Origin of the sequence: Streptomyces sp. NPDC005925 (assembly GCF_040638805.1) — a bacterium.
Lineage (GTDB): Bacteria > Actinomycetota > Actinomycetes > Streptomycetales > Streptomycetaceae > Streptomyces.
On the sequence record NZ_JBEXVL010000004.1, the window covers coordinates 138,726 to 160,738 of the forward strand.

Sequence of the window (22,013 nt, forward strand, 5' to 3'; positions counted from 1 at the left end):
TCCTGCCGACCCCGTCAGCTTCGCGAGCCACCGATCACAGGCTGTGGTGGCCGGTGACACAAGGCCCTCACAGTCTCTCCGCAGACGCGGTAGGGTCGGCGGCGTGACTGCCGGGTCGGCCATGGGCCACACACGAACGGGACTCCCGGCCCCGGCGTGAGCCAGGGGCGCGCCAGAGCGCCACCCTCCTTTCCCGCCTCCGCCGACCCCCGACGGGCGACCTGACGCAGGAAAGGAAACACCGCCCACCCATGCAGCAGCACGCACAGCAGTCTCATCAGCCCCCACGGCCCATCCCGGTTCAGCTGAACCACACCGCCGTGTACGCCCGCGACCGGCAGTTGTCCGCCGAGTTCCTCGCCGCCGTCCTCGGGCTCCGGGTCGGCGCGGCCTTCGGGCCGTTCCTGCCGCTCGACCTCGGCAACGGCGTCACCCTCGACTACTACGAGAAACGCGACGAGCCCATTCAGGGCCAGCACTACGCCTTCCTCGTCCCCGACGGGGAGTTCGACGCGATGACCGCCCGGCTCGACGCCCTCGGCGTGACGTACTACGCCGACCCCTCCCACACCGAACCGGGGCGGATCAACCGGCTCTTCGGCGGCCGGGGCGCCTACTTCGACGACCCGAGCGGCCACAACATGGAGATCATGACCCGGCCGTACGCCAGGCCCTGACGGCCGGTCGCCCGGGCCGTACCCCGCCGTACCCCGGCCCGTCCGCGGGCCGCGCCGGACGCCGCCGTGCTCCGATCGGGGGTCGCCTCCCCGCCGCCCACCGGAGGCGGGGAGCACGGCGCGTGCGCGGCGCCCCCGTGACCTGATCGGCCCGAAATCAGCCCGAACGTATGCTCAAAGGATGACGACTTCCGCGACCTCCGGAACCGGACCCACCGAGAACTCCCTGCGTCGCGCCCTGAAACGTGCCCGGGACGGCGTCGCCCTCGACGTCACCGAGGCCGCGGTCCTGCTGCGGGCCCGGGGCGAACACCTCGTCGATCTCGCCGCCTCCGCCGCCCGGGTACGGGACGCGGGCCTCCGGGCGGCCGGACGGCCCGGCGTCATCACGTACTCCAAGAGCGTCTTCGTCCCGCTGACCCGGCTGTGCCGCGACACGTGCCACTACTGCACCTTCGTCACCGTGCCCGGCAAGCTGCGCCGCGCCGGGCACGGAATGTTCATGTCGCCCGACGAGGTGCTGGACATCGCCCGCGAGGGCGCCGCCCTCGGCTGCAAGGAAGCCCTCATCACCCTCGGCGACAAGCCCGAGGACCGCTGGCCCGAGGCGCGCGAATGGCTCGACGCGCACGGCTACGACGACACGATCGCCTACGTCCGCGCCGTCTCCGTACGCATCCTCGAGGAGACGGGACTGCTGCCCCACCTCAACCCGGGCGTCATGACCTGGACCGACTTCCAGCGGCTCAAGCCCGTCGCGCCCTCCATGGGCATGATGCTGGAGACGACGGCGACCCGCCTGTGGTCCGAGCCGGGCGGCCCGCACCACGGCTCCCCGGACAAGGAACCGGCCGTCCGGCTGCGCGTCCTGGAGGACGCCGGCCGCTCCTCCGTCCCCTTCACGTCCGGCGTCCTCATCGGCATCGGCGAGACGTACGAGGAGCGCGCCGAGTCGCTGTTCGCGCTGCGCAAGGTCGCCCGCGCCCACCACGGCATCCAGGAACTGATCATCCAGAACTTCCGCGCCAAGCCGGACACCGCGATGCGAGGCATGCCCGACGCGGAACTCGACGACCTGGTCGCCACGATCGCCGTCGCCCGGCACATCATGGGCCCCTCCGCCTGCCTCCAGGCCCCGCCGAACCTGGTCGACGCCGAGTACGAGCGGCTGATCGGCGCCGGCATCGACGACTGGGGCGGCGTCTCCCCGCTCACCATCGACCACGTCAACCCCGAGCGCCCCTGGCCGCAGATCGAGGAACTCGCCGAGAGATCCCGGGCGGCCGGCTTCGAGCTGCGGGAACGGCTGTGTGTGTACCCGGAGTTCGTGCGGCGCGGCGAACCCTGGCTGGACCCGCGGCTGCGCCCGCACGTCGCGGCGCTCGCCGACCCGGACACCGGCCTGGCCCGCCCGGACGCGGCGGTCGAGGGCCGGCCGTGGCAGGAGCCCGACGCGGTCTTCGAGGCCGTCGGCCGCACCGATCTGCACGCCACCATCGACACCGAGGGCCGCACCGCCGACCGCCGCGCCGACTTCGACGAGGTGTACGGCGACTGGGACGCGCTGCGCGAGGCCGCCGCCCCCGGCATGACCCCCGAGCGCATCGACACCGACGTACGGCAGGCCCTGGCGACCGCCGCCGACGACCCGACGCGTCTGACGGACGCCGAGGCCCTCGCGCTGCTGCACGCCGACGGGCCCGCCCTGGACGCCCTGTGCCGCATCGCGGACGACGTCCGCAGGTCGGTGGTCGGAGACGAGGTGACGTACATCGTCACGCGGAACATCAACTTCACCAACGTCTGCTACACCGGCTGCCGCTTCTGCGCCTTCGCGCAGCGCCGCACCGACGCCGACGCGTACACCCTCTCGCTGGAGCAGGTGGCGGACCGCGCCCAGCAGGCGTGGGAGGTCGGCGCGGTCGAGGTGTGCATGCAGGGCGGCATCCACCCCGACCTGCCGGGCACCGCGTACTTCGACATCGCGCGGGCGGTGAAGGAACGCGTGCCGGGCATGCACGTGCACGCCTTCTCCCCGATGGAGGTCGTCAACGGCGCGAGCCGGACGGGCCTGTCGATCCGTGAGTGGCTGACGGCCGCGAAGGAGGCCGGGCTCGACTCGATCCCGGGCACGGCGGCGGAAATCCTGGACGACGAGGTCCGCTGGATCCTGACGAAGGGCAAACTGCCCGCGGCCACCTGGATCGAGGTGATCACGACCGCGCACGAGCTGGGCCTGCGCTCCAGCTCGACCATGATGTACGGCCACGTCGACCAGCCCCGGCACTGGCTCGGCCACCTGCGCACCCTGGCCCGCGTCCAGCAGCAAACCGGCGGCTTCACGGAGTTCGTGACGCTGCCGTTCATCCACACCAACGCCCCCGTCTACCTGGCGGGCATCGCACGCCCCGGCCCCACGGTCCGGGACAACCGCGCGGTGACCGCGATGGCCCGCCTCCTGCTGCACCCGCACATCCCGCACATCCAGACCAGCTGGGTGAAGCTCGGTACCGAGGGCGCCGCCGGGATGCTCCGCTCGGGCGCCGACGACCTGGGCGGCACCCTGATGGAGGAGACGATCTCCCGCATGGCGGGCTCGTCGTACGGCTCGTACAAGTCGGTCCGTGACCTCGTCGCCGTGGCGGAGGCGGCGGGCCGCCCGGCAAGGCCGCGGACCACGCTGTACGGGGACGTCCCCGAGGAGCGGCAGCGGGCGGCGGCGGCCTCGGACGGGCACCTCCCGGACCTGCTGCCGGTACTGGACCGGGAGACGGCGGGCGCGGACCGGGCGCCGGGGGAGGCGGGGCCGGGGGACGGGGGCGGACCGGAGGGCGGGGCCCTCGCAGTACGATGATCGGGCCCTGACGTCCGGGGTTTTCGTAGCTGAGGAGATGCGTGCCGGTGCCTGCCCGACTTCCCTCCTGGGCCTGGGTCAGCGGTCTGACCGTGGGGGCTGTCGCGGCGGTGGCCGCGCTGGCCGTCCAGGCCGACAAGGGCCCGCACCCCGCTGCCGCCGCCGCTGCCGCCCGGCCGAGCGTGTCGCAGTCGGCGAGCGCCCGCCCCGCCCCGGAGAAACCCCGGCCCGTACGGGTGCCGGACGGCTCCGGCACCGGACGGCGCATCGTCTACTCGCTCGGACAGGAGCGGGTGTGGCTCATCGACGCGAGTGAGGCGACCCGGCGCACCTTCACGGTCTGGCCGGGCACGGTCGCCCCGGACCCGGGCAGCTACACGGTCGGCACCCGCCGGGCGGAGACCCCCGGGTCCGACGGCGTCAACGTCGAGAACATCGTGTACTTCGCCGCCAAGTCCGGCCTCTCCATCGCCTTCTCCAACGCGGTCGACGGCTCCTCGCCACCGCCCGCCGCCGGCACCGAGAGGGGCGGCATCCGGCTGCGCATGGCGGACGGCGCGGCGCTGTGGAGGTTCGGCACGACGGGGACGAAGGTCACGGTCGTCCAGTAGCGTCACCCGGCCCGGCGGCCCCTCACGCCTCGGCCGCCCCTGACGTCCCCGGCCCGTCGGCCGCCCCTCACGCCTCGGCCGCCCCTGACGTCTCTGGCGCCTCGGCCGCCTCTGACGTCCCGGTCCGCTCGGGCGGGGGCAGGTGGACGGTGATCAGCACGATCCCGCTCAGCAGGAACATCCGCATCGCCGCGTCCAGCCCGTTCCACGTCTCCGACTGCCACATCGCGAACCACTCCCCGCCGATCGCGACGAACCCGGCGCCGAACAGCAGCATCACCATGAGCAGCCCGTACGTCGTGACGCTCCGGGCGCGCGGCCGGTCGCGGCGCAGCCACAGCCAGGTACCGGCGAGCAGCACCAGCGCGGCGGCCGACTCCCACACCACGACCGCGGCGTACGCGGCGTCCTGGAGCCACGGTGTGGTGATCGCCCGCCACATCAGGTCCTCGTCCCGGAACGTCGTGTCCATCGCGAGCACGTGCCGGACGAACTGCTGGTTGGTGCCGAAGTCGGTGATGTTCCCCACGGCGACGAGCGTCATGCAGAGGGCGACGGTGGCGGTGAGGAGCGTGGCGGCGAGCGCGAGGGCGCGTGAAGTGGTGGCCATGAGAGGGCTCTTCCCGCCCGACATGCCACCCGAACGACGCATATGGCCGACCGGTCGCGACCACTTCGGCCACATCCGGCATACCGAAGCCGCCCCGGTCCGGCGGTACCCGTTCGATTACAGTGCTGAGCGGTCGTACGTCCGACGGTGCCCCGGGAGGTCTGGATGGGTGCGACAGCCGGCGCCGTCTGGGGCCGTACGGAACAGCAGGACTTCCGCAGCAGAGTGCGCGGAACCCTGCTCGGCGTGGCCGTCGGCGACGCGCTCGGCGCCCCCGTGGACACGCTGGACATCGAGAACATCCGGGCGGCCTACGGCGCCGAGGGCGTCCTCGGACCCGCCTCCGCCTACGGCAGACGCGGCGCCGTCACGCACCTCACCCAGCTGACCCTCTTCTCCACCGACGGCCTGATCCGCGCCCAGGTGCGGCGCGACACCGGCGCCTGGCACCCGCCGACCGACGTGCATCGCGCGTATCTGCGCTGGGCGGCCACCCAGCGCGACTGGGGTCCCGACGAGCGCCGCAAGGACGACGGCTGGCTGGCTCGCGAGGAGTGGCTGTACGTCCGCCGGAGCCCGGCCCGCGCCCTGCTGATGGGCCTCGGCGACGAGACCATGGGCACGCCGGAGACCCCGAAGAACCCCGGCGAGGCGGGTCCCGAGGCCGCCGTGCGCTCCGCGCCCTTCGGTCTGCTCGTCGGCTGGGAGCCGCAGCTGGTGGCGCAGCTCGCCGTGGAGTGCGCCGCCCAGACCCACGGCCACCCCGCCGGGTACGTGGCGGCGGGCGCGTACGCCGCGATCGTGCACGGGCTGGCCCGGGGCGAGAGCCTGGACGGCGCGGTGCAGCGGGCGCTCGCGCTGCTCGCCGCGTGGCCGGGCCACCAGCCGGTGTCGGACGCGTTGCAGCGCGCGCTGGGGGCGGTGCGCCAGGGCATGCCCACGCCGGCCCGGATCGCGGAGCTGACCGGCGACGGCACGGCGCACGAGGTGGTCGGGGTCGCCGTGTACTGCGCACTGGTCGCCGAGGACGTACGGCACGGGCTGTGCCTGGCGGTGAACCAGGACGGGCCGTCGGCCGCGGCCGGCGCGCTGACCGGGGGCCTGCTCGGCGCGCTGCACGGCGAGACGGCCCTGCCGCCGGCCTGGCTGGCCGAGCTGGAGGGCCGCCCCACGATCCTGGAACTCGCCGACGACTTCGCGATGGAGATGACACAGGGTCCGGCCCTGCACGGTCCGGCGGGCTCGTCGCCGGCGTGGCTGGCGCGCTACCCGCGGGGCGCGTGACCGCACCCCGGGCGTCCGGAGGCGCCGGGGGCCGGCCCCGCACCGTCGTCGGCAGCGTGCCGCCGACGTGATCGACGGGCGGGCCGGACCGGACACCGATCGCGACCAGCACGGCGGAACCACCGCTGGGCGTGGTCCGGTCCAGCCCCGGCAGGAGGAGACCCGGCTAGGGCACGGGAAAAGTTTCGCAGGGGCAGAAGGATGTGCCCGGCCCCTGGAACGGGGCCGGGCAGCGGGCTGTGGGGGTGCGTCACCGCAGTTCCTCAGGACACGGCGTCCCGCGCGGCAGCTGGTAGGGCGCGGCCAGCCGGTAGACGCCCGGCTTCGGCGCGAGCAGCTCCGTCCACCGGTCGCCGTCGGCGTCCTCCGCCGTCTCCGACAGACAGCCGTTGACGTTCTCGTACGTCTTCGGCATGTCCCCGGGGCGGTTCCGGGAGGCCGGTGTCTCCCGCGGCGGCTCCAGGCTGCGGCCCTCGCCGTCGACGATGCTCAGCCACGGGGAGTACGGGATGCGGAGCAGGATCCGGCCCGCCCGCTCCACCTCGACGGTCACCTCGCCCTGCTCGGCGCGCAGCACGGTCGCGTTCGGCTCGGCCAGCGACGTGGGGTCGGTGACCTCGAACAGCTGCCAGTTCGCGTCGCCCCAGACCTGCTTCAGATAGGGCAGGCCGCGCTGCACCAGGGCCCGCTCCCGCTCGCCGCCGTCGCCGTCCGGCTCGTCCTTCGGCACCACCACGAAGTGCACGGCCCAGCGCTTGAGCCACTCGTGGTAGTTCGCCGAGTTGAGGGTGTCGTCGTAGAAGAGCGGGTTGCGCTCCATGTCGGCCTGGCGGTTCCAGCCGCGGGCCAGATTGACGTACGGCGCGAGCGCGGACGCCTCACGGTGCGAGCGGGCCGGGACCACCTCGACGCGGCCCCGCTCGGCGTGGACCTCCTGCAACTCGTTGACGAGCGGCGCGAGCTCCCGCGACCAGGACGCGGCGGGGGCGGTGTGCACGATGTCGATGACCGACTTCACGCCGATCCACACGTTGAACCCGGCGAACGCCACCACCAGCGCGTACCACTGAAGGCTGCGCGGCACCGTGAACGGCAGCGCCGCCAGCAGCGCCACCCCCGCGAACAGCATCGCCAGCCGCGTGATGTTGGAGCCGATCTGCGAGCTGATCAGCCACACCAGCACCACCGACAGCGCGTACACCCCGCTCGTCAGCCGGACCGTCTTCCATTCCCGGGGCACCAGCACACACACCAGCACCGAGAACGCCAGCGGCAGGAGCACCGACCAGAACGACATCGGCTGCGTGCCCGAGAACGGGAACGCCCACGCCGACACCGCCACCACCGCGGTCGGCGCCAGCCCCAGGGCCCACGCGCCCGGCCGGCGCCGCTGCAGGAACAACGCGACCGCGACCAGCCCGACGAACAGCCCCGCCACCGGCGAGGCCATGGTGGCCAGCGCGGCCAGCGGCGCCGCGCACAGCGCCTTCGCCCAGCGCCGGTAACGCCAGCGGTGCGGCCAGCAGAACACGGCGGCGACCGCCCCGAGCGCGAACATCGTGCCCAGCCCGAAGGTCACCCGCCCCGACGCGGCGTTGCAGATCAGCGCGAACACGCCCGACAGCGCGGCCCACAGCGGGTTGCGCACCGACCGGCTGCGGATGAGGACCGTGGTCAGCAGCCCCGCCGACACCGTCCCGGCGATCATCATCGTCGTGCGGACACCGAGCACGGACATCAGATACGGCGACACCACGCTGTACGACACCGGGTGCATCCCGCCGTACCAGGCCAGGTTGTACGCCGAGTCGGGGTGGCGGCCGACGAACTCCGCCCACGCGTCCTGCGCCGCGAGATCGCCACCGCTGTTCGCGAACGTGAAGAACCACAGGATGTGCAGGATGCCCGACAGCGCGGTCAGGGACAGCGCCGGATGCCGCAGCAGCCGCTCGCGCAGCGTCAGGAAGGCGACCGTGAACGCGGGAGGGAAAACGGTCGGGAAGGAGACCGGGAGGGGCGCCCTCACCGGGGACGCCGGCTTCCCGCCGGGGCCCGGGTCCTGGGCATCACCGTGCGCGCGGGGCGCGGGTACGCGTATCAGCGGCCCGGACGTGCCGGATCCCGGGTCCGGATCGGCGTCGTCGGCGCGTGTCGGCTCCGCAGTGGCCACCTGAAGGCACTCCCGTGTCCCGTTCTTGTCTTCTCGGCCGTGTCCCGTTTCCGTCGTGTGCGCGGCTGCGTTGACCCGACTGGCGACCTGCCCGTTTCGTGACGCTAGCACGCACCCCGCCGAAGAACCCTTCAGCGGGGTGCGGTGCCGGTGGTACGGAGGGCACGGCCGGGCACGGGCCGGGCGAACGCCTTTACAGGATGCGGGTCAGCTTGTCCCCGAAGCCGGGCTCCACCAGGTCCTCCCGGAGCGCCACCGGGATCTTGACGGCGCTGCTCGTGCCGTCGCCGACGGTGAGCGTGCCGACCTTCGTGCCGGCCTTCGCGGTCTGCGGCAGGTCCGCGCCGGCGAACGTCAGTTTCACCGACAGCCCCGCCCAGCCGACCGCCTTGACGTCCCGGGTGACGGCGACCGGCGTACGGCCGCCCAGACCGTTGTCCACGAAGCCCACGACCGTGCCCTTCTTCAGGATGGTCGCCGACTCCAGCGCGTCCTGCGCCGCCCGGATCAGCCGGTCACCGGCCGACAGCGCGCCCTGGAGGATGGTGTTGTCCGAGCCGCCCGCCGGCTGGCGCACCACGGCACCGACGACGGTCCGGGTCTCGCCGCCGACCTCCTTCTTCGCCGCGAACACCAGGTTGCCGAGCGCGGAGGTCGTGGTGCCGGTCTTGATGCCGACGACGTCGTTGAAGCCGACCAGCTGGTTCCAGTTGTTGTGCTTGACGCCCTTGTAGTCGACGTACGACATCATCGCGGCGACCTCGCGGAAGACGGGCTTCTTCATCGCCGCCTTCGCCAGCTTCACCTGGTCCACGGCCGTGCTCACCGTGGTGTTGTTCAGCCCCGACGGGTCCGTGTACGTCGTGTCGGCCATGCCGAGCTTCTCGGCGGCGGCGTTCATCTTCGCCACGAACGCCTTCTCCGAGCCGGCGTCCCAGCGCGCGAGCAGCCGCGCCACGTTGTTCGCCGACGCGATCAGGATGCTCTCCAGCGCCTCCCGCTCGGAGATCGCGTCACCGGCCGTGACCGGGACGGTCGACTCCTGCCCGGCGTCCGACTGGTCCTCGGCGGCCTGGTCGATCTTGATGTCCGGCCCCGTGCTGCCGCTCTTGACCGGGTGGTCGCGCAGGATCAGGTACGCCGTCATCACCTTGGCGACACTCGCGATCGGCACCGGCTTCTGCGACCCGGACGACCCGAACGAACCGATGCCCTGCACGTCCAGCGCCGCCTGACCGTCCGCCGGCCACGGGATGTCGACCTTGCCGCCGTCGAAGGTGTAGCTCTCCTGCGCGGTGAGGTCGAGCGTGGGCTGCGGCAGCGCGCGCACGGACTGCACGACCGCAAAGACGATCACCAGCAGCAGCACCAGCGGCGTCCAGATCTTGACCCGGCGCGCCAGCGTCCGCAGCGGCGTCTCAGGCGGCGGCGGGGTGTTCGTCAGCTCCGCCAGCAGGTCCAGCGGCGGCTTCGGCGGCAACGGCTGCTGCGTCGTCCGCTCGGGTCCGAGCTGCGGAATGGCCCGCGTGGCATCGGCCTCGGCCCGCGGCTCGTCGAGCGGCCGGAGCGCGACGAAGCGACTGGCCCGCCCGGCGTCACCGGTGCCGGTGCCTGGGGTCCGGGGCGTGTCCGGATGCGCGGCCTCGGCCTGCGGGGCGGGCCCGGCCTTGGGACGGTCCTCGGGTTCGGCCGCCGCGTCGCCGGCCTTCAGCATGGTGGTGGGCTGGTCGACGGGGGGCCGTACGGCCTTGAAGGCGGCGGTGGCCCGGTCGACACGGGGCGCGCCGGACTTGCCGTCGGAGGGGCGGGAGTCGTCGTCGGCGTCGCTGTCGTCGGGGCCGGAGGTGTCCTCGTCCTCGGCGTCCCGGGGGGCTGGCTTCGCGTCGCCGGTCGCGGCGTCGCCCCCGGGCCGGGCGTCCGCGGGCGCGGCGTCCTTCGGCTCGGCGTCGGGCTCTTCCGTCTCGGCCGCCTCGCCCGACGTGGCCCCGTCCGCGTCGCCCGCCGGGTCGTCATCCGCGGCGTCGTCGCTGTCTTCCGCGGCGTCGCCGCGGTCGGGACCCGCTTCGCCGGTGTCGTCGTCCGGGCCGCCCCGTGTGGCCTCAGGAGCACCAGGCGCCCCCTGAGCGCCCTCCTCGGCCTTCTCCGGGCTCTTGCCCGGTTCCCCGTCCGCGGACGCCACCCACGCCGCCACGGCCTCCCGCAGCCGCCCGTCGCGCGTACCGCCGCCGGTGCCCTCCGAGCGCGGCGCGTCCTCGGCCCTCTCCGCGCCGTCCGCGTCCTCCGCGGCGGCGTCACGTACGACGAACTCCTTGGTGGCCGTGTCCGCGCCGCCGCCCGTCCTGGGCGCCTCGGGCGACGACGGGGGTGCCGTCTCGCGGGCCACCGCCAGCCGGGGATCGAGCTTCCCGCGCGCCGGCCGCTCTTCGGCCGGCTTCGCCGGTTGCGCCTCGCTCCTGGCTTCGGGAACCGGGCCCGAGCTCCCCGACGTCGGGTGTTCCGACGACTCGCGCTGCTTCGACCTGTCGGGGGACTCGCCCGCCACCGATGCCTCCTTGATGCGCACGCACTCCGTGCGTTACCGAACCGTGAGCCGCTGCCCGGACACCGCCGGGGCCGCCGCCGGGGGCCGCCGCGCCGCTGTCCGAAGCATGTACCAGTGTCCTGTGTTGCGGGCCCGCCCAGGGCGGTAGACGAGAACGACATACCTGCCGGTTCCCTTACAAACAGGTCACGCACCCTCGACAGACCAATGTGAGAGGGGTCACCCTGTCATTCATCCACGCGGGGAGGCATGGATGGGCAGGAGCCGCAGAACACTTCCGGAGGAGCTTCTGCTGCTGGCACTGGACCCGGCCACGGGTACCACTGCACAGCCGCAGTCGCTCGACCTCGGTCTGGCCGGAGCACAGCTAGTGGAGCTGGCGCTGGCCGGACGGATAGCCCCTGACGGGGATCGTATCGCCGTGGTGCAGCCACGGCCGACTGGAGATCCAACACTGGACTGCGCGTTGGAGTTGCTGCGAAGGCGTGGCGCTCCCGTGCGTGCGGTTCACTGGATCGGCGGACCCCGGCTGGGGCTCCGCCAGACCTACCTCTCGCATCTGGAACGGTGCGGCATGGTGCATGCCGTCGCCGGTCAGATGTGCGGGGTGCTGCCGACGACTCGCTATCAGGCGACGGACAACGCGATCAGCCGGGAGATCAGGGCCCGGCTGGACTCCGCGATCCGCACCGGCGTACCGCCGGACCCGCGGACCGCGGCACTCGCCGCGCTCGCGCACGCGGTCGGCCTCGGCAAGCACCTGTATCCGGGGAACGAGGGACGCTCGTCCCGATCCCGGCTGCGGGACCTGATCAGGCACGACCCGATGGGCGGTCTCGTGGCGCACGCCGTGATGGACGTCCAGAACGGCGTGGCGGCCCAGCCGCGCCGCAGTGCCCCACCGGCCGGCCGCCAGGCCACCGCCGGAGGCAGGGCCGCCCCGGCACCCGCTCGCGGGGTGCCGATGCAGCCGCACCGCGGTAGCGCGGCGCACGTCGTGGCCCACTGAGCCGTACGCGCAGCGCGGCGCCACGAACAGCGGTACAACCAGCGCGACAGCTGGACAACCACATACCTCGCACCACCCGCACCACGCGCACGCATGCACCATGCACCGCAGCACCCGCTCCGTACCGACGCTCGACAACCGGTTCGGGCGCCGCTGTTCCGAGCGGGGCGGTGGGACCGTACGTCCGGACGACACCACGGTTCCACCGCCCCGCGCGGCGGTGTTTCAGCCTTGACCTCGCGCTTACGCAGGGCATATCCCATGTTTCCCAGCGGTAGCGAGCCTCTTGGTGGCAGTCTGCTCAACAGCAGATACGCAAAGTGGCACTACATCGAGGTAAGCAGCCGGAGGTGCACGTCCCGTGGCGTCCAATGTCAATCCCACCGTCAGGCGACGCCGGCTTGGCCAGGAGCTCCGCAAGCTCCGCGAGATCAAGGGCATGACGGCCGAGGAAGTGGCCGAACGGCTGCTGGTGTCGCAGTCGAAGATCAGCCGGCTGGAGAACGGTCGTCGCAGCATCAGCCAGCGCGACGTACGCGACCTGTGCGGGGTGTACGAGGTCGAGGACCAGCGGCTCGTCGACTCGCTGATGCAGATGGCCAAGGACTCGCGGCAGCAGGGCTGGTGGCACGCCTTCGGGGACATTCCGTACAGCGTCTACATCGGTCTGGAGACCGACGCGGAGTCGCTGCGGGTGTACGAACCCCAGATCATCACCGGCCTGTTGCAGACCAGTTCGTACGCGGAGGCCATCATCCGGGGCGGTTCGCCGGAGACGTCGGAGAGCGAGATCGAGAAGCGGGTGCAGGTCCGGCTGCGCAGACAGGACCGCATCACCGCCGAGAACGAACCGCTGCGCCTGTGGGTCGTGCTGGACGAGGCGGCACTGCACCGCGTCGTCGGCGACAAGCAGGTCATGCGGGAGCAACTGGAGCGCGTGGCGGAGATGTCGCAGCTGCCGCACATCACCGTGCAGGTGCTGCCCTTCGCGGTCGGCGCGCACCCGGGTCTGAACGGTCAGTACTCGATCCTCGAGTTCGCGGACGCGGCCGATTCGAGCGTGGTCTACATGGAGGGCGTCACCAGCGACCTGTATCTGGAGAAGGCGCCCGACGTACAGAAGTACACGGTGATGTACGAGCATCTGCGCGCCCAGGCGCTGAACGTCGAGGAGTCCCGCAGGCGTATCGAGGACGTCGCGAAGGAGTACGCACGCTGAACGCGTGAGCGATACCCGCTCCGACACGGCCGGGGATGCTACACCCCGGGCCGGCCTGACTGGAAGTCGCTCCTGGAATATGCCATCCGGTCGAGTGAATGGCTGGTCCGTACGGGATGGGGGGCGAGTAGCGTCGATCACGCCAACGATCAGTAGGGGTTGGCGCAATCCGAACCGCGGGTTTCCAGCCGGGACCCCGTGGCCACGGCGACAGCTATTCAGCAACGTGCTACGGAGCAAACATGGCAATCCAGCAGGGCGCCACGCACACCTGGACCAAGTCCTCGTACTCCAACAACAACGGCGCCTGCGTCGAGGTCAAGTCCCCGACGACCGCGGCACTCGCGGTCCGCGACTCCAAGGTCTCCGAGGGGCCGACGCTGGCCTTCCCGGACAACGCGTGGAACGCCTTCGTGGCGTCGGTCAAGGCGTAAGGGAGGTTTCCCGACGCTGTCCGGACCACCGAATGATTCGCGCGAGCCCAACGCCGCACCCATCGTCCCTGCGACACACCACCGCATGAGCACCACTGACAGAGCCCTCTCGACGAGCCCGCCGTCCTTGCCGAGAGGGCTCGGCTCATGCCCGCCGACTGCCTCCGCCGAGCGTCTGCTCCGCCCGCACCGGGAACCACGTCGCACACCGGGTCGCCGGCATACCTCTCGTCCTCCCCGACAGTCCTCCTCCGTCACCGGGCGGCACGTGCCGCCCGGCGGCATCGACACTCCGCCCAGCCCCGGGGGCAAGGCCGACGGCCGGGGGCGCGGCGCGGTCCCGCCCCGCGGTGGGCGGGCGTGGCCGGGGAGGAGAGTCAGCCGGCGAGCTGCGCCTCGATCGCGGTGACGACCTCGGCGGACTCCGGGTCGGTCTTCGGGGCGAAGCGGGCCACGACCTCGCCGCCCCGTCCGACGAGGAACTTCTCGAAGTTCCAGCGGATGTCGCCGCTGTGCCCCCCGGCGTCGGCGAAACCGACCAGACGCTCGTACAGCGGGTGCCGGCCCGCGCCGTTCACGTCGGTCTTCCCGGTCATCGGGAAGGTCACGCCGTACGTCGCCGAGCAGAACTCGGCGATCTCCTCGCTGCTGCCGGGCTCCTGCCCCATGAACTGGTTGCACGGCACGCCCAGCACCGTGAAGCCCTGCCCGGCGAACCGCTCGTGGAGCCGCTCCAGTCCGGCGTACTGCGGGGTGAGGCCGCACTTGGACGCCACGTTCACGACCAGCACGACCTTGCCCGCATACTGCCCGAGCTCCGCGGAACCGCCCAGCAGGGCGTCGATCTCTACGTCGAGGGGAGAGGAGGAGGCGTCGTTGGTGTTCTGTGTTGTGGTCATGGGCGGATGCTAACCGGGAGGGCGTCCGGACCGGCGGGGGCGGGGGGAGACGGGCGTGTGACGAGGCGCGTGTCCGGCCCTCGCGGTGAGGCCCCGTCACCGCACGCGGCCCCGACGAGGACCTCTCCGGCGGCCGTACGCGAATACAGCACCGACCGTCCCGCCCGCCGCCGCTCCACCAGCCCGGCGTCCAGCAGCACCCGCAGATGCCGCCCCACCGAGCCGAGCCCCTGTCCGGTCACGGCCACGAGATGGCTGGTGCTCAGGGGGGAGCCGAGCAGCACGAGCACCCTGGCCCGGGCCGCGCCGAGGAGCGCGTCGAGGCTCGCGGGTACGGCTTTCCGGCCGCCGTCGGCGAGGACGCCGGAGCAGGCGTAGACGACGGCGTACCGCTCGGGTGCGTCCCGCGTGTTGCGTGCGTCCGGTGCGGTGCGTGCGTCCCGCGTGTCCCGTGCGTTCCGTGCGGGCCCCGGCTGCTCGGGCCTCTCCTGGCCGACCTCCTGCCCGCCGGACTCCCCCACTTCCGGTTCCGGCGCCTCCCAGGACACCCAGCCGGACTTCGGGGTGACGGGGACGAAGACCAGCTCCGCGCCGGAGATCTCGCGGGGCGGATTGGCGTGCAGGTTCACCTGGAACCGGTTGCCGCCGAGCCACCGCGTCCCCGGCCGCAGCGCGTCCAGCACCGTGGCCCAGCCGCCCCGGCTCACCTGCGCGGTCCGCGCGACGATGTCGGCCTCCAGGACGCGGCGCCTGCGGTCCCAGTACGGCCGCACGGTCTGCTCCCAGACGTACTCCAGGAGTGTCGCCGCCCGCTCGGTCAGGTCGTCGCGTTCGAGTTCGCAGGGCAGCGGCCCGTCGAGCGAGACGCGCAGATGGGCGCGGGCGGCGGCGGGCGGGACGGCGCGCACCCGCGCGACGCCCGCCTCGAAGGTCTCCCCGTCGCGCGGGGCGGGAGTGAGGAAGTCGGCGATCCAGTCCCGCCCGAGCCCGGCCCGCACCAGCAGCGCCGTCACCGGGTCGTCCGCCAGCAGCCGCAGATAACCGGGCCGGTGGGCGTCGAGCCAGGCGCGTTCGCCGGGGTGGGCGGCGGCGCCGGAGTGCAGCAGCTTCAGGCTCGCGAAGGTCTCGGCGAGGGGCGAGACGACGAACCGGCTGCGCGCGAGCGTGTCGGCACTGACCTGCCACCAGCCCAAGGCTCCTCCAGGGTTTCGCACAGCCGCGAAACACTAACAACGTTCCGGAGGGCTTCCCAGACTCACCCCATGAGCAGCAGCGGCAGCAGCGGCAGGACCGAAACGACTGAGACGGACGAGACGACCGAGACGGACCCGAGGACCGAGACGGACCCGAGGACCGACACGGAGGAGTGGACCGACACGGGCGAGAAGACGGAAGCAGGCGACAAGACGGAGGCAGGCGGAAAGACGGGGGCAGGCGGAACGGCGGCTGAGACGTCCCCCGCGGCCGGCCCGGCGGCTCCGGTCCTCATGGGCTACGCGGACCTCTTCCGCACGGGGGAGTTCACCCCGTTCTTCCTGGCGGCGTCCGCGCAGGGGGTGGCGCAGACGATGGGAGGCCTGGCCCTGGGCACACTGGTGTTCCGGGCGACGGACTCACCGCTGCTGTCCGCGGTGAGCATGTTCGGCGCGTCCCTGGCGCAGGTGCTGGGCGCGACGCTGCTGCTGTCGGCGGCCGACCGGCTGCCCCCGAGGGCGGCGATGACGTCCCTCGCCCTGACCTTCGCGACGGTCACCGCCCTGATGGCCGTACCGTCCCTGCCGATCTGGGGCATCTTCGCCCTGCTGCTGGTCAAGGGGCTGGCGGCGTCGGTGGGCGGCGGAGTCCGCTGGGGCCTGCTGAACGAGATCCTCACCAAGGACGGCTACCTGCTCGGCCGCTCCGCCTTCAACATGATGAGCGGCGTCACCCAGATCACCGGCTACGCGACGGGCGGCGCCCTGCTGGCTCTGCTGTCCCCGCGCACGATCCTGCTGCTGTCGGTGGCCCTGTACGCGGCAGCCGCCGCAGCCCTCGGCCTGGGGTTGCGCACCCGCCCCCCGCGGGCCACGGGCCGCCCGTCGCCGAGGACGACATGGCGTACCAACGCCCGGCTGTGGTCCTCGGCCTCCCGCCGCCACGTCTACCTGGCGCTGTGGATCCCGAACGGCCTGGTGGTGGGCTGCGAATCCCTCTACGTCCCCTACGCCCCGCGAGCCGCGGGAACCCTGTTCGCGTGCGCGGCCCTGGGCATGCTGGCCGGCGACATCCTGGTCGCACGTGTCCTGCCCCCGACGGCAAGGCGCCGCGCGGGCATCCCCCTGCTGTTGCTGCTGGCGACCCCGTACACGGTCTTCGCCCTCCACCCGCCGCTCGCGCCGTCGGCAGTCCTGGTCACCCTGGCCTCGATCGGCTTCGGCGCGAGCCTGGTCCAGCAGGAACGCCTGCTGACCCTGACCCCGCCCACCCTGACCGGACACGCCCTGGGCCTCCACTCCTCGGGCATGCTCACGATGCAGGGGGTGAGCGCGACACTGGCGGGCTCCATGGCCCAGCTCACCTCCCCGGCCTGGACGATGACGACGCTGGCGGCCGCGTCGACGGCAGTGACGGGGGCACTGGCGTGGGCGATGCGCGGGGAGAGGCCCGCGGCGCCCGCGACGGCCGGCGAGGTCAGTCCCCCCTCATGAGGCCGATGTCATGGCGCGCACCGGACTCACCCGCGAGCCCTCTTCGCCGGCAGGCGTCGGCAGGCGTCGGCAGGCTGTGCTCGGCGATGCGCGGGTACCCGGCGGGGCGCCCCGGCCGGGGGCAGCTTTCGCGTGCGAGCGGGTGCGCCCCGGCCGGGGGCCGCGTCCGCACGGTCCCCGGACCTGCTGCTCAACCCCCGCGTACCACGCAGTCCTCCGCCTGCTTCTTCCCCAGCGGCCACGCCATGCCGACGTACTTCAGCCAGCTCGAGCGCGGCCCTTTCTCGTCCGGCGGCTGCAACTCCACCACCGCCAGCGGCTTGTTGTACGGATTGCCGGCCGAGGTGAGGCAGATGCGGCCACTGGTGCCGTCGACACGGTTGTTGGCCTGCATGACCGGCCAGCGGTTGCCCACCTGCTCGAGGCTCGGAGCCGTCGCGCCCGTGGGCTTGGCACCGCGGATCGCCTCGATCGCCGTGCGTACGCCGTCGTGGACCATCATGGTGCGGGAGTCGTCCAGCAGGTCCTCCCAGGGACCGATGTCGCCCGCTTCCCGGGCGCTCTTCGTCAGCGCGTGCAGCTCTCGCTGCGGGTCGCGCAGGGAGCCGGGGGCCCGCGCCGCGTCCGGCTTGTGCCCGGTCCGCCTCTCCTCGGCCTGCCGCCACCTCTCCACCTCGGTGTCCCAGGCGGCGGGGTGGGCGGGCGCCGCGTACTGCACGGTCATCTTCGGCCGGCCGTCCTCGCCGAGGAGCTGCGCCCAGTCGTCGCCGGACATCTTGTTCTTCAGCGACGCCGCGTCCGAACCGGAGACCACCGTGAACCTCCGGTGCCCGCACGAATCCTTGGCCAGACGCAACAGGAACAGCCGCAGATGGGTGGAGCGTCCCGCGAAATAGACGGTGTTCACACCGGAGACGCAGATCGTGTTCACCCACGGGCGCAACTGGTTGTCGACGTCGCCCTCCACGGCGATGCCCGGAGATTCGAAGTCCATGGTGGCGGGGCCTTTCGGACCCTCCTCGTCCTTCTCGAGCCTCTGGAAGGCATCGGCAAGGGAGCGGACGTACGCATCGGGTCTGGTGTCCTGCAGGACCGCCGTGTCGTCGTTCCTGCGGCTGCCGTTGTAGTCCGCGAGCGCGCGGGCCTGGTCCTCGTTGGTGGGGAGGATGCGGGCCAGCCCGTCGAACCTGGCCTTCCTGCCCTCCTCGTTGGCGAGCGAGCTCGCCGACGCCCGTGCCACCAGTACCGGCACGTGCTCCTCGGTGAGGTCGCGTATCGCGGCCCTCGTCGAGTCGAGGGACAGGTTGAAGCCGGTCACCGCGCGCAGCCTGTGCTCCGTGGAGCGGGACATCCGGACGAGGTCGGGGACCACCTCGTCCTGTTTCGCGTAGTCCCTGCCGGGGTTGGCGAGGACCAGCCGCACCTTCGGCGCGCCCTCCTCGCGGTTGGCCCGGTACTGCGCGAGGTAGGCGCCCTGCAGCTCGCTGCGCAACTGCTCCTTCTCGGCCTTCGACTCCGGCTGCAGCGGAAGCATCATCGCCACCGTGACGTACGCCGAGCCCGGCTCGTCGATTCTGTCGTTCTCCTCCTTGATCCGGTCGACGACCGGGCGGATCTCCCGTACACCCCAGTCGTAGCCGGAGCCGTTGACGCCGATGCATTCGTCGCCGGACTCGGTCACACCGCCGGCGCAGCTCCTCGCCGCGGAGATGAGGCGGTCCGCGGTGACGGCTCCGGCTACGAGGACGACGACCGCCACCGTGCAGGTGACGATCCGCTTGAGCAGCGTCTCCCACGTCTTCTCGTACAGCCTGGTACCGAAGGTACGGGTCATCTGCTCAGCTCCCCCAAGTGATGTGCGACGTGCAGGCGCAGGGCTGCAGCGGGCGTCTGCCGCGGGCGCGTCCGCCCCACTCCGCGGCCCGGTTCGCGAGCACGGGTGCGGCGCCGGGGTGCGCGAGCGCCAGGGCGCCGAGCAGTTCCCCCATCTTCTCGGCGGCCGCGGCGTCCGCCGGCCGGGTGCGTTCCTCGCACAGCCACACGGCGTGCAGCAGCTGGTCCAGCTGCCGCTCGAGCGTGGTGCCCACGATCTCCGCCACGTTCATCCGGGCCCGCCGTACGTCCGGTCCGCCGAGCAGGGGGGCCTGGGCGATGGCCAGCAGTTGCTCGCACCACTCCTCGGCCCTCGTGCCGGTCGCGGGAAACTCCGCCGCCAGGTGCCTGATCGCGCGCTCGGGGCCGCCGCCCGCGACCAGATCGTGGTTGAGGCCGTGTGCCGCGGTGGTGCCGAAGGCGTGGTCCGGGGCCTCGGGCAGGCCGCGGTAGTGCGCGTGCAGGAGAGTGTGGTTGCGGTGCCAGTCGGTCGTGGGGCCCGTGCCGGGGGCGGTGCCCGGGTCCGTGTCCGGGTCTGTGCCCGCAGGTTCGTACAGGCGGCTCATCAGCAGTTGCCGCAGGCCGAAGTCACCGATGAAGTGCCGTTCGCAGGCCGGCCAGCCGCTCTCCAGCAGGTACTGCTGCACCTGGTCCGCGGTGAGACCGCCGGCCGGCTGTTCCAGCTCACCGCTGCGCAGCAGTGTGCGGGCGCAGTCTCCGCTGTGGGCGACCGACAGGTGCGTGAGCAGGTCGAGCCAGCGGTCGGTGTGCCCGGCGGGGAGCCGCTCCGGCAGCCGCCGCACCACCAGCTCCTCCAGCAGTACGTCCCGTACCGGCGCGGGAGCATCGTCGAACAGGACCGGGTGGCCCAGCAGGTCCCGGTCGTTGTCCAGCCCAGGCAGCCGCGCGGCCGCCTCCGCCAGCCGCTGCACCATGCGGGGCCGATGGCCGGAGAGCCGTGACACCGCGTCCTGGGCCCGCAGCAGCAGATCCGCGTTGTCCACCGCGCCGACCTGCTCGAGCACCTGCTGCTTGACCTGCCCGGAGGTGAGCGACGGCATGCGCAGCAGCAGCACGGACCGCCCGAGCGTTCCGCGCGCCGGCAGCCACTCCCATGTCTCGGGCGGAGCCTGCTCGTCCGGCTGGTAGACCGAGAGTTCCACGGTGCGCTGCTCGCCCGCCAGGAACAGCGGCTCGGGCATCCGCTCGCTCGCGACGAGCACCGTGCAGCCGTGACGGCCCTCGGCCCGGCCGGCGAGGGTGGCCGCGAGCAGCCTGCGCCCCACCGGCCAGTTGGAGCTGTGCAGCAGGACGGCGGGACGGCCGATGCGGTTGAGTCTGGCGCCGGGACCGGAGTAGGCCGCCTCCACGTCCTCGAGCAGGGCGCGGAAGAGGAACCCCTCGGCGAACCGCCGCCCCTCCTCGCCCTTGTGGAAACTGTTCCCGAGCAGGCGCAGCCCGGTGGCGGCGCTTCCGCCGGCACCCGGATAGTTGCGGTACGTGCCCTGTACCGGCTCCTCGCCGCTGGTCGCCAGCATCTCCAGGAACTCGCTCAGGGCGGCGCCCACCAGCGGCATGGCGGCGGCCGGGGCGACGATCGCCGCGAGCGCGCCCAGATATCCGTGGGCGACGTTCTTGAAAAGCCGCGACCACCACGGCGACGGGGGGCCCAGCAGTGGGCGGTACCGGGCGAGCTCCTCGTCCAGTTCCTGCTGGCGTAAGCCCTGGCCCGCCGCCACCGCGGCCATCCCGGCGAAGAACCGGGGAGTGGGCACCGCCCCGCCCGGACCGTCCCACTCCTCCATCCGCAGCGCGATGTCGTACAGCGTCTCCGTCGTGGCGGACCGGCAGGAAGGGCGCTCGCCGGCCTCCCGCTCGTACTGCGGATCGGCGCAGTCCACCAGCACCACCGGCGCCTTCTCCCCGAACCGGTCGCGCAACGCCTCGAGCAACTGCTGTTTGCCCGTACCGGGGCCGCCGGTGAGCAGCACGCAGGGAACATCAGGACCGTACGGTCGCGCCCTCATGCGGCCATGGGCATTGCGGGCCAGCAGCCGCGGGAAGAACCGCTCGTCGCCGAGCAGCTCCTCGAAACCAAGCCTGACCACCATCCGGCCCACCCCCGTAACCGCGCCTCGTGCCGGGGCTGTTGAGCGGCACGTGGTCAATGTGGCGGAGAGTTTAATGGAAGAGCGTATGAAAACCAGGGGATATTTCAGAAATCCGCGGTGGTGGGAAATGAGGGTCCGAGTGGGCGGCCGGGACTCGGATGCGTGAGGAAACTCGGACCCGAATGTCATCGTGCCAAAGACGCGAGAAGAGGCGCGTGCCGATTACCTCGCCGGGGCAGTGGTCCGACCTTGATCTTTATACGGTCGGTCTTTGACGGTCGGTGGAAAACCGTAGGTGTCGTGTCGGCCCGTCACGTGTCACGTCCGCCCGTCGCGGCGTCGGGCGCGCTGGGCCGTACGTGTCTGTCGGCCCTCGGGGCGTCGGGTGCCTCGGGCCGTGCCGTGCGACGCCGGACGCGTTGGGCCGTACGTCGGCGTAGCCCGTATCAGAAGGAGCCGCTGATGTGCTGCTCTGTTGCGCTCGGACGTCCATTTCCGAAAGGCGCACACTCTCGTGCTGTACGCCGCGACCTCGTCCCGGCGCCGTCATCAGATCCGGATGGCAAGGGCCACCTACCCGAGAGGGGTAGCTGGCCCTTTGCCTCGAGCCTCAACAGGTTGCGAACCTGCGACACCCGCTTCAGCAATTCGGCCGCGGCCCGCTCCGACTGCTGAGGGGGCCTCGCGCGACGGCCGGAGAGACGCCGCGTACGCCCTCGCCCGCACCGTTGGTCTCAGCCGTCGATGGTCAAGGCGGGCTGAGCCGTAGCTCGGGGAGGACGAAAACAGAAGGTTCGGGCCGGCGCCCGAATCCCGCGTTGTCGGCGGGAATCGGTTGCCTCGGGTCAGGCCACACCCATGCCCGAAACGTGCCCTTGCGCGTCCTCGCACACGGCGGCCTGGTCCTCCCCGAAGTCCGGGGCCTGGAAAGGATTCGTCGTCGGAGGCGGCAACGCTGTGGCAGAGCAGAGGGGCGCCCCTTCCGGAGCGGAGAAGAGCGAGGTCAGATCGATGAGAGGTCTCCTTTCGCTGCA

The 22,013-nt window shown here is 72.3% G+C and carries 15 protein-coding genes; 8 read left to right on the top strand and 7 right to left on the bottom strand.

The features are described 5' to 3' along the window. The first annotated feature begins 251 nt into the window (after nt 1-251). The 3 genes from ABZ354_RS07535 (at nt 252) to ABZ354_RS07545 (ending at nt 4,142) form a co-directional block, all read left to right on the top strand. Nucleotides 252-677, top strand: a complete 426-nt coding sequence (locus ABZ354_RS07535; protein WP_358653977.1) for a VOC family protein — start codon at nt 252-254, stop codon at nt 675-677. A gap of 181 nt (nt 678-858) precedes the next feature. Further along, nucleotides 859-3,531, top strand: a complete 2,673-nt coding sequence (locus tag ABZ354_RS07540) for a bifunctional FO biosynthesis protein CofGH (RefSeq protein ID WP_358653979.1) — start codon at nt 859-861, stop codon at nt 3,529-3,531. Nucleotides 3,532-3,578: 47 nt separating this feature from the next. Beyond that, nucleotides 3,579-4,142 carry a hypothetical protein gene (locus tag ABZ354_RS07545; RefSeq protein WP_358653981.1) on the top strand — a complete coding sequence of 188 codons (564 nt, stop codon included), beginning with the start codon at nt 3,579-3,581 and terminating at the stop codon, nt 4,140-4,142. Nucleotides 4,143-4,209: 67 nt separating this feature from the next. On the opposite strand, the gene ABZ354_RS07550 is transcribed toward ABZ354_RS07545, so the two are convergent. Next, nucleotides 4,210-4,752, bottom strand: a complete 543-nt coding sequence (locus ABZ354_RS07550) for a DUF2165 domain-containing protein (RefSeq protein ID WP_358653983.1) — start codon at nt 4,750-4,752, stop codon at nt 4,210-4,212. Nucleotides 4,753-4,917: 165 nt separating this feature from the next. Between ABZ354_RS07550 and ABZ354_RS07555 the strand changes: the two genes are divergently transcribed. After that, nucleotides 4,918-6,036, top strand: a complete 1,119-nt coding sequence (locus ABZ354_RS07555; RefSeq protein ID WP_358653985.1) for an ADP-ribosylglycohydrolase family protein — start codon at nt 4,918-4,920, stop codon at nt 6,034-6,036. A 250-nt stretch (nt 6,037-6,286) separates the two neighbouring features. Here the strand turns inward: ABZ354_RS07555 and ABZ354_RS07560 are convergent, their stop codons facing one another. Both ABZ354_RS07560 and ABZ354_RS07565 read right to left on the bottom strand, forming a co-directional pair. Continuing rightward, nucleotides 6,287-8,206, bottom strand: a complete 1,920-nt coding sequence (locus tag ABZ354_RS07560) for an MFS transporter (RefSeq protein ID WP_358653987.1) — start codon at nt 8,204-8,206, stop codon at nt 6,287-6,289. A 193-nt stretch (nt 8,207-8,399) separates the two neighbouring features. Next, on the bottom strand, nt 8,400-10,748 hold the full coding sequence (locus tag ABZ354_RS07565; protein ID WP_358654335.1) for a D-alanyl-D-alanine carboxypeptidase: 2,349 nt from the start codon (nt 10,746-10,748) through the stop codon (nt 8,400-8,402). A gap of 253 nt (nt 10,749-11,001) precedes the next feature. On the opposite strand from ABZ354_RS07565, the gene ABZ354_RS07570 reads away from it, so the two are divergent. The 3 genes from ABZ354_RS07570 (at nt 11,002) to ABZ354_RS07580 (ending at nt 13,410) form a co-directional block, all read left to right on the top strand. Beyond that, nucleotides 11,002-11,757 (top strand): GPP34 family phosphoprotein, encoded by a 756-nt coding sequence (locus ABZ354_RS07570; protein ID WP_358653989.1) that lies wholly within the window; start codon nt 11,002-11,004, stop codon nt 11,755-11,757. Nucleotides 11,758-12,118: 361 nt separating this feature from the next. Next, entirely contained in the window at nt 12,119-12,976 is an 858-nt protein-coding gene (locus ABZ354_RS07575; protein ID WP_358653991.1) for a helix-turn-helix transcriptional regulator, read from the top strand. A gap of 242 nt (nt 12,977-13,218) precedes the next feature. Then, nucleotides 13,219-13,410, top strand: a complete 192-nt coding sequence (locus tag ABZ354_RS07580) for a DUF397 domain-containing protein (protein ID WP_358653993.1) — start codon at nt 13,219-13,221, stop codon at nt 13,408-13,410. A gap of 377 nt (nt 13,411-13,787) precedes the next feature. Here the strand turns inward: ABZ354_RS07580 and ABZ354_RS07585 are convergent, their stop codons facing one another. Next, on the bottom strand, nt 13,788-14,309 hold the full coding sequence (locus ABZ354_RS07585; protein WP_358653995.1) for a glutathione peroxidase: 522 nt from the start codon (nt 14,307-14,309) through the stop codon (nt 13,788-13,790). Further along, nucleotides 14,306-15,502, bottom strand: a complete 1,197-nt coding sequence (locus ABZ354_RS07590; RefSeq protein WP_358653997.1) for a winged helix-turn-helix domain-containing protein — start codon at nt 15,500-15,502, stop codon at nt 14,306-14,308. Before ABZ354_RS07590 ends, ABZ354_RS07585 begins: the two co-directional genes overlap by 4 nt. A gap of 294 nt (nt 15,503-15,796) precedes the next feature. On the opposite strand from ABZ354_RS07590, the gene ABZ354_RS07595 reads away from it, so the two are divergent. Further along, entirely contained in the window at nt 15,797-16,996 is a 1,200-nt protein-coding gene (locus ABZ354_RS07595; RefSeq protein WP_358654337.1) for an MFS transporter, read from the top strand. Between the two features lie 190 nt (nt 16,997-17,186). Here the strand turns inward: ABZ354_RS07595 and ABZ354_RS07600 are convergent, their stop codons facing one another. Both ABZ354_RS07600 and ABZ354_RS07605 read right to left on the bottom strand, forming a co-directional pair. Then, nucleotides 17,187-18,830 carry an ABC transporter substrate-binding protein gene (locus ABZ354_RS07600; protein WP_358653999.1) on the bottom strand — a complete coding sequence of 548 codons (1,644 nt, stop codon included), beginning with the start codon at nt 18,828-18,830 and terminating at the stop codon, nt 17,187-17,189. 4 nt (nt 18,831-18,834) lie between these two features. Continuing rightward, nucleotides 18,835-20,979 (bottom strand): hypothetical protein, encoded by a 2,145-nt coding sequence (locus ABZ354_RS07605; RefSeq protein WP_358654001.1) that lies wholly within the window; start codon nt 20,977-20,979, stop codon nt 18,835-18,837. Between the last annotated feature and the right edge of the window lie 1,034 nt (nt 20,980-22,013).